At 58.5% G+C, this 13,746-nt stretch carries 12 protein-coding genes; 4 read left to right on the top strand and 8 right to left on the bottom strand.

Going from position 1 to position 13,746, the window contains the following annotated elements; translation table 11 throughout:
* Window position 1: 1 nt before the first annotated feature.
* Window positions 2-1,207: a serine-type D-Ala-D-Ala carboxypeptidase gene (gene dacC / locus SK62_RS13815; RefSeq protein WP_032667750.1), complete on the bottom strand. Its 1,206-nt coding sequence runs from the start codon at window positions 1,205-1,207 to the stop codon at window positions 2-4.
* A 243-nt stretch (window positions 1,208-1,450) separates the two neighbouring features.
* On the opposite strand from dacC, the gene SK62_RS13820 reads away from it, so the two are divergent.
* Entirely contained in the window at window positions 1,451-2,077 is a 627-nt protein-coding gene (locus tag SK62_RS13820) for a glutathione S-transferase family protein (protein ID WP_045142268.1), read from the top strand.
* Here SK62_RS13820 and SK62_RS13825 read toward each other — a convergent pair whose 3' ends face one another.
* Together SK62_RS13825 and bssR are read right to left on the bottom strand one after the other, a co-directional pair.
* On the bottom strand, window positions 2,078-3,196 hold the full coding sequence (locus SK62_RS13825) for a PQQ-dependent sugar dehydrogenase (protein WP_017384889.1): 1,119 nt from the start codon (window positions 3,194-3,196) through the stop codon (window positions 2,078-2,080).
* A 106-nt stretch (window positions 3,197-3,302) separates the two neighbouring features.
* Entirely contained in the window at window positions 3,303-3,686 is a 384-nt protein-coding gene (bssR, locus tag SK62_RS13830; protein WP_032620009.1) for a biofilm formation regulator BssR, read from the bottom strand.
* 217 nt (window positions 3,687-3,903) lie between these two features.
* Here bssR and rimO point away from each other — a divergent pair, with 217 nt between their 5' ends.
* A complete protein-coding gene (gene rimO / locus SK62_RS13835) occupies window positions 3,904-5,229 on the top strand; it encodes a 30S ribosomal protein S12 methylthiotransferase RimO (protein WP_047718743.1) in 1,326 nt (441 codons plus the stop codon).
* Between the two features lie 63 nt (window positions 5,230-5,292).
* Here the strand turns inward: rimO and gsiD are convergent, their stop codons facing one another.
* From gsiD to iaaA, 5 genes are read right to left on the bottom strand one after another with little or no spacing between them, the layout of a single operon-like run.
* On the bottom strand, window positions 5,293-6,204 hold the full coding sequence (gsiD, locus tag SK62_RS13840) for a glutathione ABC transporter permease GsiD (RefSeq protein WP_015571027.1): 912 nt from the start codon (window positions 6,202-6,204) through the stop codon (window positions 5,293-5,295).
* A gap of 1 nt (window position 6,205) precedes the next feature.
* On the bottom strand, window positions 6,206-7,126 hold the full coding sequence (gene gsiC / locus SK62_RS13845; protein ID WP_006809475.1) for a glutathione ABC transporter permease GsiC: 921 nt from the start codon (window positions 7,124-7,126) through the stop codon (window positions 6,206-6,208).
* A 5-nt stretch (window positions 7,127-7,131) separates the two neighbouring features.
* On the bottom strand, window positions 7,132-8,670 hold the full coding sequence (gene gsiB / locus SK62_RS13850; RefSeq protein WP_032634035.1) for a glutathione ABC transporter substrate-binding protein GsiB: 1,539 nt from the start codon (window positions 8,668-8,670) through the stop codon (window positions 7,132-7,134).
* A gap of 23 nt (window positions 8,671-8,693) precedes the next feature.
* Entirely contained in the window at window positions 8,694-10,565 is a 1,872-nt protein-coding gene (gsiA, locus tag SK62_RS13855) for a glutathione ABC transporter ATP-binding protein GsiA (protein ID WP_017693744.1), read from the bottom strand.
* 11 nt (window positions 10,566-10,576) lie between these two features.
* Window positions 10,577-11,515 (bottom strand): beta-aspartyl-peptidase, encoded by a 939-nt coding sequence (iaaA, locus tag SK62_RS13860; protein ID WP_015571030.1) that lies wholly within the window; start codon window positions 11,513-11,515, stop codon window positions 10,577-10,579.
* 189 nt (window positions 11,516-11,704) lie between these two features.
* Here iaaA and moeA point away from each other — a divergent pair, with 189 nt between their 5' ends.
* Complete coding sequence (gene moeA, locus SK62_RS13865) at window positions 11,705-12,937, top strand: molybdopterin molybdotransferase MoeA (RefSeq protein WP_022650670.1); 1,233 nt, start codon at window positions 11,705-11,707, stop codon at window positions 12,935-12,937.
* 1 nt (window position 12,938) lies between these two features.
* A complete protein-coding gene (gene moeB, locus SK62_RS13870) occupies window positions 12,939-13,691 on the top strand; it encodes a molybdopterin-synthase adenylyltransferase MoeB (protein ID WP_047718746.1) in 753 nt (250 codons plus the stop codon).
* The last annotated feature ends 55 nt before the right edge of the window (window positions 13,692-13,746 follow it).

Genomic DNA, 13,746 nt, shown 5'->3' on the forward strand with positions numbered 1-13,746 from the left:
CCTAGCTGAACCAGCTGCCAAACCAGCCGTGGAACTTCATTAACACAAAGTCCCACATCCGGCTGAAGAAGCCGCCCTCTTCCACCGCTTCCATCACCACCAGCGGACGCTGCTCAATGGATTTGCCGTTAAGCTGGAAATCTATCGTCCCGACCACCTGGCCTTTTTTCAACGGCGCGGTCAGCTGTGGCTCGGTCAGGGTATAGCTGGCTTTCAGGTTTTTCAGCTGACCGCGTGGAATGGTGACAGAACCCGCTTCACCTGCCCCCAGGTTCACTTCGCTTTTATCCCCAAACCAGACGCGCTGGCTGACGAAGGTGGCGTCCGGCTTAATCGGCGTGACGGTTTCAAAGAAGCGGAAACCCCAGGTCAGCAGTTTTTCGGATTCATTAAAACGAATGCGGTCGGTTTTCGTCCCCAGCACCACCGAGATCAGGCGCATGTCGCCCTGCGTCGCAGAAGCCACCAGGTTGTATCCGGCCCCGGCGGTCGTCCCCGTTTTCATGCCGTCCACGTTAACGTTACTGCTCCAGAGCAGACGATTACGGTTAGGCTGGCGGATATTGTTGAAGGTAAACTCTTTCTCTTTATGGATGGCGTACTCATCCGGCACGTCATGGATCAGCGCTTTGCCCAGCAGCGCCATATCGCGCGCGGTACTGAACTGACCGGGCGCATCCAGGCCGTGAACGGTTTTAAAGGTGGTGTTGGTCAGACCCAGTTTTTGCGCGTAGCCATTCATCAACCCAATGAATGAGTCCTGACTGCCTGCGACGTAATCGGCCAGCGCAATACAGGCATCATTTCCCGACTGAATAATGACCCCTTTATTCAGATCGGAAACGGAAACCTGATCGCCGGGCTTCAGGAACATGACGGACGAGCCGCGCAGCGCCGGGTTACCCGTCGCCCAGGCATCTTTGCCGACGGTGACCATGTCATTCAGCTTGATTTTGCCCGCTTTCAACGCCTGGCCGACCACATAGCTGGTCATAATTTTCGTCAGGCTCGCCGGGTCGAGTTTTTCGTCGGCGTTACCTTCCGCCAGCACTTTCCCGCTGGCGTAATCCATCAGGATCCAGGCGCGCGCATCGACAGGCGGCGCTTCGGGCGCCGTCTGTTCCGCCGCATGGAGCGTTGGGGCAAAAAGGAAAAGCAGCGCCGAGCCTGCCGCCAGGCTGCGCAGAGAAGAAGTTTTTTGCGTCATAAATGCCACCCGAGTGTCCATTCTAAAAATCACGTCACAATCACCGTGTCGCAAGAAGCGATGAGTAATAGCGCACTACAGCGTTCAAAGAAACCTGTTCCAGGTAAAGTTTTTAAAGTTTATGCAATAACATTCAGATACGCTTTGATTGCGGCGTTTTTTTTAGCATCTGTTGCGTAATTGTTAGGTTTATCTCACCATGGCGAAAAGCTGACTCGGATTCACATCTCATCGGGAGTAAATATGATTACGCTGTGGGGCAGGAACAATTCGACTAACGTGAAGAAAGTGCTCTGGACGCTGGAGGAGCTGGATTTACCGTTCAACCAAATCATGGCTGGCATGGCGTTCGGGGTGAATAAAGACGCCGACTATCTGGCGATGAACCCAAACGGACTGGTGCCGTTGCTGCGCGATGACGAGACAGACGCCACGCTGTGGGAGTCCAACACCATCGTGCGTTATCTCGCCGCGCAGTACGGCCAGGGTCGGCTGTGGGTTGAAAATCCAGCCCGCCGCGCGCAGGGCGAAAAATGGATGGACTGGGCAAACCAGACGCTTTCCCCCACGCACCGGGTGATCCTGATGGGGCTTATCCGCACGCCGGAAGCCGAACGTGATTATCCCGCCATTCATGCCGCCCAGGACGCCTGCGAATCCCTGTTCGCGATGATGGACGACGAACTGGCGAAGCACACCTGGTTCTCCGGCGACACCTTCGGCGTGGGCGATATCGCCGTCGCCCCCTTCGTCTGGAACCTCACTAACATGGGTCTTAGCTGGAGCCCGCGCCCTCACCTGGAGCGCTGGATCCAACAGCTTAGCGAGCGCCCGGCGTATCGCAACGTGGTGATGATCCCGGTGACCTGATTACGACCTGGACGGGCTGACTTTCAGCAGTTGCCCGTCCGTCTCGTCAGTCAGCACGTACAGATAGCCATCCGGCCCGACGCGCACATCGCGAATACGCTGATCTTTATCGCCCAGAATGCGTCCGTCCTCCGTCACGCTATTGCCCTTCACGCTCAGCACGATGACGTCTTTCTCCTTCAGCGCGCCGATAAACAGCTTGTTTTTCCACTGCGGGAAGACGTCGCTGTTGTAGAACGCCATGCCGCTGACGGCGGGCGATACTTTCCAGACAAACAGCGGCTTTTCGGTGCCCTCAACGTGCTCGCCTTTCGCTTCCGGGATTTTCAGGCCGCTGTAATTAATCCCGTGCGTCGCCAGGGGCCAGCCGTAGTTTTTGCCCTTCTCAGGAATGTTAATCTCATCCCCACCGCGTGGTCCGTGTTCGTTGAGCCACAGCGTATCACTCCACGGATTCATCGCCATCCCCTGCGGGTTGCGAATGCCATAGGACCAGATTTCCGGGCGCGCACCGGCGGTGTTCACAAACGGATTATCCGGCGGCACTTTTCCGTCCTCCGTCAGGCGCACCACCTTGCCCTGAAGCTTGTCCAGCTCCTGCGCCGTCGGGCGCTGGTTGTTTTCACCCAGGCCAATAAAGAGATAGCCTTTGCCGTCGAACACCAGCCGTCCGCCAAAGTGGTTGCCGGTAGAGAGCTTCGGCATCTGTCGGAACACCACCTGGAAGCCCTCAATGCGCGAAAGGTCATCGCTCAACCGCCCGTAGCCCACGGCGGTACCCGCTTTGCCATCATTACCTGCCTCGGCGAAGCTGAGCCAGACCCGCCGTGACTGTGCAAAATCCGGGGCCAGCGCGACGTCCAGCAGTCCGCCCTGGCCGCTCGCCCACACTTTCGGCACGCCGACAATCGGATCGGAGAGCCCTTTTCCAGCCTGCCAGTGCTTAAGCTGCCCGTCTTTGAGCGTGATGAGCAGCCCCTTGTTATCTGGCAGAAACGCCAGCGACCAGGGGTGATCCAGTTTTGTCTGTAGCACGTCGACCTTAACCGTCTCAGGTGCTGCAAGCAGTGAAAGCGGGAATAACAAGACTGGAAGGAAAATCAGCGAGGATCGAGGCATAACGCACTCCTTTATCGACATATGGCTTAAAGATTAGCCACTGTTCCCGGGTGCGTTACCACTTTTACAAAAGCTTAATCAGAAGGGGGAGTTGCCTCCCCCGGGTTCAGTGCCGGGCAAGCGTTTCCGGCTTGTTCAGACACATGATGCAAAGCGCGAGCGTGGTCAGGCAGTTTTCAAGCTTCTCCGCGTTAACGGCAATAAAATTCGGGCAGTCGTGACGTCCGTTCATCAAACAGACTCCGGCGATGGAGAGCACCTCGGCGGCGCGGCGCAGCGCCACTAATTCGCTTTCAGCGCAGTGCGCTTTCAGGATGGGTGCTTTTTCACGCATGAAATTGCAAAGTTCAAAGAAGTTATCACGCAGATTTTCGCTTTCGCTGACTGACATATACCCTTTCGCCTTGCGGAGTTGCAGATATGCGGCCAGGTCGATTCGGGCGTTGATCAGCTTGTTAAGCAGATCGCGTTTCAGTCTGTCAACGGACATGCTACTTCCTCCCCTGTCAGCCATGTTACCTTATTAAGGATAAGGTCATTTTTTGTACAATGTAATGCCTGAGATCAATAAACGATAACTGATTAACATTCTTTACAATGTTACAACGATTGCCCGCCTCAACTGCGCCATCAAGAGTGTATAAATCCCCCGCGATACGCTGTAAAATCCCGCCCTGATAACTCCATAATTGATGAATTTTTAACCTATGAGCAATGTTACGCACCCGCCGAAAATCGGCTTTGTCTCCCTCGGCTGCCCGAAGAACCTGGTGGACTCCGAACGCATCCTGACTGAACTTCGCACTGAAGGCTATGACGTGGTGCCAAGCTACGACAACGCCGACATGGTGATCGTCAACACCTGCGGGTTCATCGACAGCGCGGTCCAGGAGTCACTGGAAGCCATTGGTGAAGCCCTGACGGAAAACGGCAAAGTGATTGTCACCGGCTGCCTGGGCGCGAAGGTGGATCAGATCCGCGAAGTGCACCCGAAAGTGCTTGAGATCACAGGCCCGCACAGCTACGAGCAGGTGCTGGAACATGTTCAACACTACGTCCCCAAACCAAAGCACAACCCGTTCCTGAGCCTGGTGCCGGAACAGGGCGTGAAGCTGACGCCGCGCCACTACGCCTACCTGAAAATTTCCGAAGGCTGCAACCACCGCTGTACCTTCTGCATCATCCCGTCGATGCGTGGCGATCTGGTGAGCCGTCCGATTGGCGAGGTGCTGGCAGAAGCCAAACGCCTGGCCGACGCGGGCGTGAAGGAGCTGCTGGTCATCTCCCAGGACACCTCCGCCTACGGTGTGGACGTCAAACACCGCTCCGGTTTCCACAACGGCGAGCCGGTGAAAACCAGCATGGTCGGCCTGTGCGAGCAGCTGGCTAAGCTCGGGATCTGGACGCGCCTGCACTACGTCTATCCTTACCCGCACGTTGACGATGTGATCCCGCTGATGGCGGAAGGCAAAATCCTGCCGTATCTGGATATCCCGCTACAGCACGCCAGCCCGCGTATTCTGAAGCTGATGAAACGTCCTGGCTCCGTGGATCGCCAACTGGCGCGCATCAAGCAGTGGCGTGAGATCTGCCCGGATCTGACCCTGCGCTCCACCTTTATTGTCGGCTTCCCGGGTGAAACCGAAGAAGATTTCCAGATGCTGCTCGACTTCCTGAAAGAGGCGCGTCTGGATCGCGTCGGCTGCTTCAAGTACAGCCCGGTTGAAGGCGCAACCGCCAACGAGCTGGCGGACCAGGTGCCGGAAGAGGTAAAAGAGGAGCGCTGGAACCGCTTTATGCAGCTGCAACAGCAGATCTCGGCTGAACGCTTGCAGGAGAAAGTGGGCCGCGAAATTCTGGTGATTATCGACGAAGTGGACGAAGAAGGCGCGATTGGCCGCAGCATGGCGGATGCGCCTGAAATCGACGGCGCGGTGTACCTGAACGGCGAAACACAGGTTAAGCCGGGTGATATTATTCGCGTGAAGGTTGAAAACGCGGATGAGTATGACCTGTGGGGTAGCCGGGTTTAAACACCCTGCTTCCCTTTTGTAGGCCGGGTAAGGCGTAGCCGCCACCCGGCACATTTCACTGCACTACCCCTTAATCCTCGGATCCAGCGCGTCGCGCAGCCCATCCCCCAGCAGGTTAAACGCCAGCACGGTCAGGAAAATCGCCAGGCTCGGGAAGATCGCCACGTGTGGCGCAATCACCATATCCGCCCGCGCCTCGTTCAGCATCGCCCCCCACTCCGGCGTCGGCGGCTGTGCCCCTAACCCCAGAAACGACAGGCTGGCCGCCGAGATAATCGACACGCCTATGCGCATGGTGAAATAGACCACGATAGACGAGACCGTTCCCGGCAGAATATGGCTGAACAGGATGGTGGCATCGCTGGCTCCCATGCTGCGCGCCGACTCGATAAAGGTCTGCTGCTTCAGCACCAGCGTGTTGCCACGTACCAGACGCGCGAAAGCGGGAATCGAGAATACCGCCACGGCGATAATGACGTTCGCCATGCCGCTGCCCATCACCGCCACCACGGCAATCGCCAGCAGAATACCGGGAAAGGCAAACAGCACGTCGCAGATACGCATGATGATGCGGTCCCACCAGCCTTCGTAGTACCCGGCCACCAGCCCCAGCACGGTGCCAATTGCTGCGCCCATCAGCACCGCGAAGACCCCGGCCGCCAGTGAGATCTGCGCCCCTACCAGCACGCGGCTAAAAATATCGCGCCCGAGCGAGTCCACGCCAAACCAGTGCATCATCGACGGACCATCGTTCAGCCGGTCGTAGTCGAAGTAGTTTTCCGCATCAAACGGGGCTATCCAGGGGGCGATAATCGCCACCAGGATCAGCAGTAACACAAACAACCCGGCGACCATAGCGACGGGCTGACGACGGAATCGACGCCAGAACTCAACCCACGGGGTGCGAATATGGTCCGGCCTGATCCCCGGCATAGCGTTTAAAATGGCCTGGCGACGCCAGTTCAGTAATCGCATCTTACTTATACCTGATGGCCGGGTTAATGGCGGCGTACAGCACATCCACCACTAAGTTGATAAGAATAAACTCCAGCGAGAAAAGCAGGACTTCAGCCTGAATAACCGGATAGTCACGCATATCGACCGAGTCGACCAGCAGGCGCCCCAGCCCCGGCCAGTTAAAGACCTTCTCAACCACGATAGAGCCCCCCAGCAGGAAGCCGAACTGTAGCCCCATCATCGTGACCACCGGGATCATCGCATTACGAAAACCATGCTTCAGAATGACCCATTTCTCACTCACCCCTTTTGCCCGCGCGGTGCGAATGTAATCTTCGCTCAGCACGTCGACAAACGAGGCGCGGGTAAATCGGGCCATAACCGCCGCAACGGCCGCGCCTAGCGTCATAGAGGGCAGAATGTAGTGCTTCCAGGTGTCGGCCCCGACGGTCGGCAACCAGCCCAGCTCGACGGAGAAAATCTGCATCAGCAGCATGCCCAGCGCAAACGCCGGGAAAGAGATGCCGGTGACCGCCAGCGCCATACCGAGCTTATCCGGCCAGCGGTTGCGCCAGACGGCGGCGACAATCCCCGCGCCCAGGCCAAAGACAACCGCCCAGCTCATACTGGCAATCGTTAACCAGAAGGTAGGCATAAAGCGGCTGGCAATCTCCTCCGACACCGGACGACGCGACACCATTGAGATGCCGAAATCGCCCTGAAGGACATTGCCAATGTAACGCAGAAATTGCCTGTACAGCGGCTGGTCAAGACCGAGCTGTTTACGCACCAGTTCAATAACCGTCGCATCCGCTTCCGGTCCGGCAATCAAACGCGCCGGATCGCCGGGCAGCATATGGACAAACAAAAACACCAGCACGGCCACAATCAGCAGCGTCGGGATAAGCCCCAGCAGGCGTTTACACACATAATTCAGCATGAGTTTTATTTCAAATCCGCGTCATCAAAGCTAAAGCCCGTATCCGGCATGATGTAAAAACCGGTCAGCGCTTTGTTGTGGGCTGAGACCAGTTTTTCCACCACCAGCGGCACCCACGGCGACTCTTTCCAGATAATGTCCTGCGCCTCTTTGTACAGGCGTGCTTTCTCTTCCGGTTTGGTGGTTTTCAGGGCATCGGCCAGATCTTTATCCACCTGCGGATTACTGTAGAACGCGGTATTGAACAGCGTTGGCGGCCAGTTCTGGGAAGCAAACAGCGGCGACAGGGACCAGTCCGCTTCTCCGGTTGAAGCCGTCCAGCCGGTGTAGAACATCCGCACGCCGCTCTCTTTCTGTCCTTTGCCTTCCACTTCCGCCGCTCGCTGTCCGGCATCCATCGCCGTAACCCTGGCTTTAATGCCCACCTGCGCCAACTGCTGCTGGGTAAATTGCAGCACCTTCTGCGCGGTACTGTGGTTATGCGACGACCACAGCGTAGTGCTAAAGCCGTTCGTATAGCCCGCCTCTTTCAGCAGTTCCCGCGCTTTCGCCGGATCGTAAGGCCACGGCTGATAGCTTTGCGCGTACTCAATGGTTGGCGGCATCACGCCCGTCGCCGGGGTGGCGTAGCCGGCAAAGGCCACCTTCACCAGCGCCTGGCGGTTAATGGCGTAGTTGATGGCTTCACGCACCTTCGGGTTATCAAACGGTTTCTGCGTAACGTTCATGCTGATGTAGCGCTGCATAATCGACGGGCTGGCCACCAGTTCCAGCTTGCTGTTTTTCGCCAGCAGCGCCGCCTGTTCGTACGGGATCGGGAAGGCAAACTGCGCTTCGCCGGTTTGCAGCATTGCGGCGCGGGTGTTGTTGTCTACTACCGGCCGCCAGGTGATGGTATCCAGCTTCGGCAGCCCCTGCTGCCAGTATCCGGCGAATTTTTTTACCTTCACAAAATCGGTCTGATTCCAGGTAAGCAGTTCGTACGGTCCGGTCCCCACCGGGTGGAAGCCAATCTCTTTGCCGTATTTTTTCAGGGCGGCGGGCGAAATCATCGCCGTCGCGGGATGCGCCAGGATATTGATAAACGCCGAGAACGGCTCTTTGAGGGTGATCTTCACCGTCGCCGGATCAACCACCTCGGTTTGGGCGATATTTTTATACAGGTTGTAGCGTTTAAGACCGTTTTCCGGATTGCTGGCACGATCCAGGTTGACCTTAACCGCCTCGGCGTTGAAGTCGGTGCCATCCTGGAACTTCACGCCGGTACGGAGCTTAACGGTATAGACCAGCCCGTCGTCCGACACGGTATAGCCTTCCGCCAGCACGTTTTTCAGCTTCATTTCGCGGTCCAGGCCGAACAGCCCCTGGTAGAAGGATTTTGCCACCGCCTGAGAAAGAGTGTCGTTGGCATCATACGGATCCAGGGTCGTGAAGTTAGACCCCACAGCCACCACCACATCTTTCGCCGCGAACGCGGGGGCGGCGGCCAGCGCAGCCGTCACGCTCGCGGCCAGCAGCCATTTACGAGCAACAAAAGGAACCATTGTGTTCTCCTGCCTGTTGTAAGTTATAACCGCGAGAATGCATTGCCCTGACGCGGTGGTGCGACAAAATGACCGGGTCCCACCTCACGCAGCGCCACGCGCTCCAGGGTTTCGCCCCGTTTACGAATATTGCTCGGCATTTCGTCCTGCAACAGCACGCGCTGGGCGTGACGATGCTCAGGATCGGCAACCGGTACGGCAGCCATCAGCTTGCGGGTGTACGGGTGCTGCGGGTTTTCAAACACCGCCCGACGGGGGCCGATTTCAACAATTTGCCCCATGTACATCACCGCCACGCGATGGCTGATCCGCTCCACCACCGCCATATCGTGGGAGATAAACAGAAACGCAATGCCCAAATCCCGCTGTAAATCGAGCAGAAGATTGATAATTTGCGCGCGGATAGAGACATCCAGCGCTGACACGGACTCATCCGCAATCACCACTTTCGGATTGAGGGCCAATGCCCTCGCAATGCAGATACGCTGACGCTGACCGCCAGAAAATTCGTGCGGATAACGCCAGGCATGCTCCGACTTCAGGCCCACGCGCTCCAGCAGCCATGCGACGCGGCGCTGCGCGGCTTCACCGTCGAGCAGGTTATGCACCCGCAGCGGCTCCATAATCGAGTACCCCACCGTATGGCGCGGATCGAGCGACGCATAAGGATCCTGGAATATAAACTGAATATCCCGGCGCACCGCCTGCAATTTACTGTTAGGGAGCGTGTCGATGCGCTCACCGTTGAAGGTGATGCTCCCCTCCTGCGACGCCACCAGCCTGAGCAGCGCCCGCCCGGTGGTGGATTTACCGCAGCCGGACTCCCCCACCAGCGCCAACGTTTCGCCCGGCCAGAGATCAAAACTGACGTTTTCAACCGCATGCACTTCGCGCTTCACGCGATTGAGGATCCCGCTACGCAGCGGGAAACGGGTCACCAGGTCACGCACTTCGAGGATTGGCCTGCCGGGAACCACCGTATCCTGCTCGGTTTCGTCTTCCTGCTGGCCCTGTTCGGTCTGTGAGAACAGCGGAAAACGGCGCGGAAAATCACTGCCATTCATGGCCCCCAGACGCGGGACCGCCGCCAGCAGCGCTTTGGTATAAGGATGCACCGGCGCATGAAAGACCTGCTCCACCGTGCCGGTTTCCACGGCATTGCCCTGATGCATAACCAGCACCCGATCGGCAATATCCGCCACCACCCCCATATCGTGGGTGATGAAAATCACCCCCATCTCCATCTCCTGCTGCAACACCTTAATCAGTTGCAGGATCTGGGCCTGAATGGTGACATCCAGCGCCGTGGTGGGTTCGTCCGCAATGAGCACCGCCGGACGGCACGACAGCGCCATCGCAATCATCACCCGCTGGCGCATGCCGCCGGAAAGCTGATGCGGATAGCGGGACAAAATCGCGTGCGCCTCAGGGATACGCACCAGCTCCAGCATCCGTTTTGCTTCGTTGAGCGCCTCATCACCGCTCAGTCCCTGATGCAGGCGGATAGATTCGGCAATCTGCTCGCCCACCGGAAAAACCGGGTTCAGGGAGGTCATCGGCTCCTGAAAAATCATCGCAATATCTGCCCCGCGCACCCCCTGCATCTGGGACGCACTCAGCTCGTTGAGATCGATAACCTGACGGTTGCGACGGCGCAACAGCATCCGCTCGCTGGTGACCTGCCCGCCCGTCTGCTCAAGCAGACGCATCAGCGCCAGCGCGGTAACGGATTTACCGGAACCTGATTCGCCAACAATCGCCAGCGTCTCGCCGCGCCTGAGCGAAAACGATAAATTCTGTACTGCGGGGATGAACTGCCGCTCTTCCTGAAACGCAATATTCAGTTGGTGGACAGCCAGCACTTCGCAGTTGTCCAGCTCTTCACGGTGCGGCACGCAATGCCCCCTTATTCACGATAAATGCCTGTGCTGGGCGCATCGCCGGCATACCCCCACGCCCGGTACATCCCTTCACTGTTGAACGGCAGAGCCACGTTGCCCTCCCGATCCACCGCAATTAAGCCGCCAATCCCGCCCAGCGCCGGCAGTTTCTCCATCACTACCCGCTCGCAGGCCTCACTCAGGCTTAATCCGCCGTAATCCATTAGCGCGGTAATGTCGTAGGCCGCCAGCGCGCGGATAAACACTTCGCCGGTGCCGGTGCATGACACCGCCGCGGTGGCGTTATTGGCGTAACACCCGGCCCCCGGCAGCGGGCTGTCGCCGACGCGACCGGGAAGTTTGTTGGTCATACCGCCTGTCGACGTCGCGGCGGCGAGATTACCGGCTTTATCCAGCGCCACCGCGCCTACCGTGCCCATTTTGCTGCGTTCATCGAGCGGCGCGGCATGGTCCAGCTGCGTCATCCCCGCTGTACGGGCCTCCAGCAGTTGCCGGTAACGCTCCTCGGTGGAAAAAAGATCGGGCGAGACCGTGTCCATCCCGTGCTCGACGGCAAATTTTTCCGCCCCCGCCCCGGCCAGCAGCACATGCGGGCTTTGTTCCATCACCAGACGCGCGGCCAGCACCGGATTACGCAGACGGCTGACGCCCGCTACCGCGCCCGCCTTCAGGGTGACGCCGTCCATCACGCAGGCATCCAGCTCGTGCGTTTCATCGCGCGTAAAGACCGAGCCAATACCGGCATTAAACAGCGGGCACTCCTCCAGCAGACGTACTGCTTCGGTCACCACGTCCAGCGCGCTGTCGCCCGCTTCCAGCATCCGCTGGCCTGTTTCCACAATGGCGTTCAGCGCATCAATATAACGCTTCTCCTGCTCGGGACTGAGCTGTGCACGGGTGATTGCCCCGGCACCGCCATGAATTGCGATAACCGCTTTACTCATTTCGCATCACCCATCAGCCTGGCTGGCTGCTTTTTCTATAAATATCATTATCGTCGACGAATCTTCAGATGATTTTTGAATATAGAAAGACGCAACTGTGATGTAAAGCGTACACCCATCGGGTCATACAGTTAGCCGCACTTTTCTGCCATAATGAGCGCTTTCGTTGTTACTCCGCAGGAGCCCACCATGGATTTTACCGCCGGACTGATGCCGCTTGAGACGGCACTCTCGCAGATGCTTGACCGCATTACTCCACTGCACGACGTTGAGACACTGCCGCTTGTGCGCTGTTTTGGCCGTATTGCCGCGCGCGATATCGTCTCGCCGCTGAACGTGCCGGGGTTCGATAACGCGGCGATGGACGGCTATGCCGTACGTCTGGCGGATCTGCAAACGGGTCAGCCGCTGCCGGTGGCAGGTAAAGCGTTTGCCGGGCAGCCGTTTAACGGTGAGTGGCCAGCGGGCACCTGCGTGCGCATTATGACCGGGGCACCGGTGCCAAAGGGCTGTGAAGCCGTGGTGATGCAGGAAGAGACCGAACAAACGGACGACGGCGTGCGCTTCACCGCCAGCGTCAAAGCGGGACAGAATATCCGCCACATCGGGGAAGACATTACCCTGGGCGCAACGGTCTTTGCCGCCGGGCAAAAGCTGACGGTCGCCGAACTGCCGGTGCTGGCATCGCTTGGCATCGCGGAGATTGACGTGGTCCGCAAAGTGCGCGTGGCGGTGTTCTCCACGGGAGATGAGCTACAGCTTCCGGGTCAGCCGCTGAACGAGGGGCAGATTTACGACACCAACCGTCTGGCGGTGCACCTGATGCTTGAGCAGCTGGGCTGTGAGGTGATTAACCTCGGTATCATTCCTGACGATCCGCAAAAACTGCGCGCGGCGTTTATCGACGCTGACGCCTCTGCCGACGTGGTGATCAGCTCCGGCGGCGTATCGGTTGGCGAAGCGGATTACACCAAAACCCTGCTTGAAGAGCTGGGCGAAATCGCCTTCTGGAAGCTGGCGATTAAACCGGGCAAACCGTTCGCGTTTGGCAAACTTCCGCACAGCTGGTTCTGTGGCCTGCCGGGTAACCCGGTCTCTGCCGCGCTGACCTTCTACCAGCTGGTGATCCCGCTGCTGGCGAAGCTTTCAGGCAACAATGCCAGCCCGCTGCCGGAGCGTGTGCGCGTGCGGGCGGCAACGCGCCTCAAAAAATCACCGGGCCGTCTCGATTTCCAGCGCGGCATTCTGGCGCGCAACGCCGACGGCGAGCTGGAGGTGAGCACCACCGGGCATCAGGGTTCGCACATCTTTAGCTCCTTCAGTCAGGGTAACTGCTTTATCGTGCTGGAGCGCGATCGCGGCCACGTTGAGGCGGGCGAATGGGTTGAAGTGGAACGCTTTAACCACCTGTTCGGAGGCTGACATGACGGTGGAACTGAGCGACCCGGAGATGATGCGCTATAACCGCCAGATCGTGCTGCGCGGGTTTGATTTCGAGGGCCAGGAAGCGCTCAAGGCGGCCAGCGTGCTGGTTGTGGGTCTTGGCGGGCTGGGCTGCGCGGCGGCGCAATATCTGGCTGCGGCGGGCATCGGCAGCATGACGCTGCTGGATTTCGACACCGTGTCGGTGTCCAACCTGCAACGCCAGACGCTGCACAGTGACGCGACGGTCGGTCAGCCTAAAGTGGAATCAGCACGCACGGCGCTGGCGCGCATTAACCCCAACGTTCAGTTCACCCTGATTGACGCGATGCTGGATGACGACGCGCTGTTTGCCCAGATTGCACGGCATGACCTGGTGCTGGACTGCACCGATAACGTCGCCATTCGCAACCAGCTCAATGCGGGCTGCTTTGCCCGTAAAACGCCGCTGGTTTCCGGCGCGGCCATCCGCATGGAGGGGCAAATCACCGTCTTCACCTACGCTGAAGGAGAGCCCTGCTACCGCTGCCTGAGCCGTCTGTTTGGCGAGAATGCGCTGACCTGCGTCGAGGCGGGCGTGATGGCGCCGCTGGTTGGCGTTATCGGTTCCTTGCAGGCGATGGAGGCGATCAAAGTGCTGGCGCACTACGGCACGCCCGCAGCGGGTAAAATCGTGATGTATGACGCGATGACCTGCCAGTTCCGCGAGATGAAGCTGATGCGTAATCCCGGGTGTGAGGTGTGTAGCCAGTAAAAAAGTCGGGTGGCGGCTTCGCCTTACCCGACCTACAACGGCTCGAACGGCGCCA

This window comes from Enterobacter sp. BIDMC109, assembly GCF_001037885.1.
GTDB lineage: Bacteria > Pseudomonadota > Gammaproteobacteria > Enterobacterales > Enterobacteriaceae > Enterobacter > Enterobacter hormaechei_C.

Bases quoted from the DNA above. Each gene is read 5' to 3' on its own strand.
- iaaA (WP_015571030.1), bottom strand. From the start codon at position 11,515: ATGAGTAAAGCGGTTATCGCAATTCATGGCGGTGCCGGGGCAATCACC.
- gsiB (WP_032634035.1), bottom strand. From the start codon at position 8,670: ATGGTTCCTTTTGTTGCTCGTAAATGGCTGCTGGCCGCGAGCGTGACG.
- bssR (WP_032620009.1), bottom strand. From the start codon at position 3,686: ATGTCCGTTGACAGACTGAAACGCGATCTGCTTAACAAGCTGATCAAC.
- moeA (WP_022650670.1), top strand. From the start codon at position 11,705: ATGGATTTTACCGCCGGACTGATGCCGCTTGAGACGGCACTCTCGCAG.
- SK62_RS13825 (WP_017384889.1), bottom strand. From the start codon at position 3,196: ATGCCTCGATCCTCGCTGATTTTCCTTCCAGTCTTGTTATTCCCGCTT.
- rimO (WP_047718743.1), top strand. From the start codon at position 3,904: ATGAGCAATGTTACGCACCCGCCGAAAATCGGCTTTGTCTCCCTCGGC.
- dacC (WP_032667750.1), bottom strand. From the start codon at position 1,207: ATGACGCAAAAAACTTCTTCTCTGCGCAGCCTGGCGGCAGGCTCGGCG.
- moeB (WP_047718746.1), top strand. From the start codon at position 12,939: ATGACGGTGGAACTGAGCGACCCGGAGATGATGCGCTATAACCGCCAG.
- gsiD (WP_015571027.1), bottom strand. From the start codon at position 6,204: ATGCGATTACTGAACTGGCGTCGCCAGGCCATTTTAAACGCTATGCCG.
- SK62_RS13820 (WP_045142268.1), top strand. From the start codon at position 1,451: ATGATTACGCTGTGGGGCAGGAACAATTCGACTAACGTGAAGAAAGTG.
- gsiC (WP_006809475.1), bottom strand. From the start codon at position 7,126: ATGCTGAATTATGTGTGTAAACGCCTGCTGGGGCTTATCCCGACGCTG.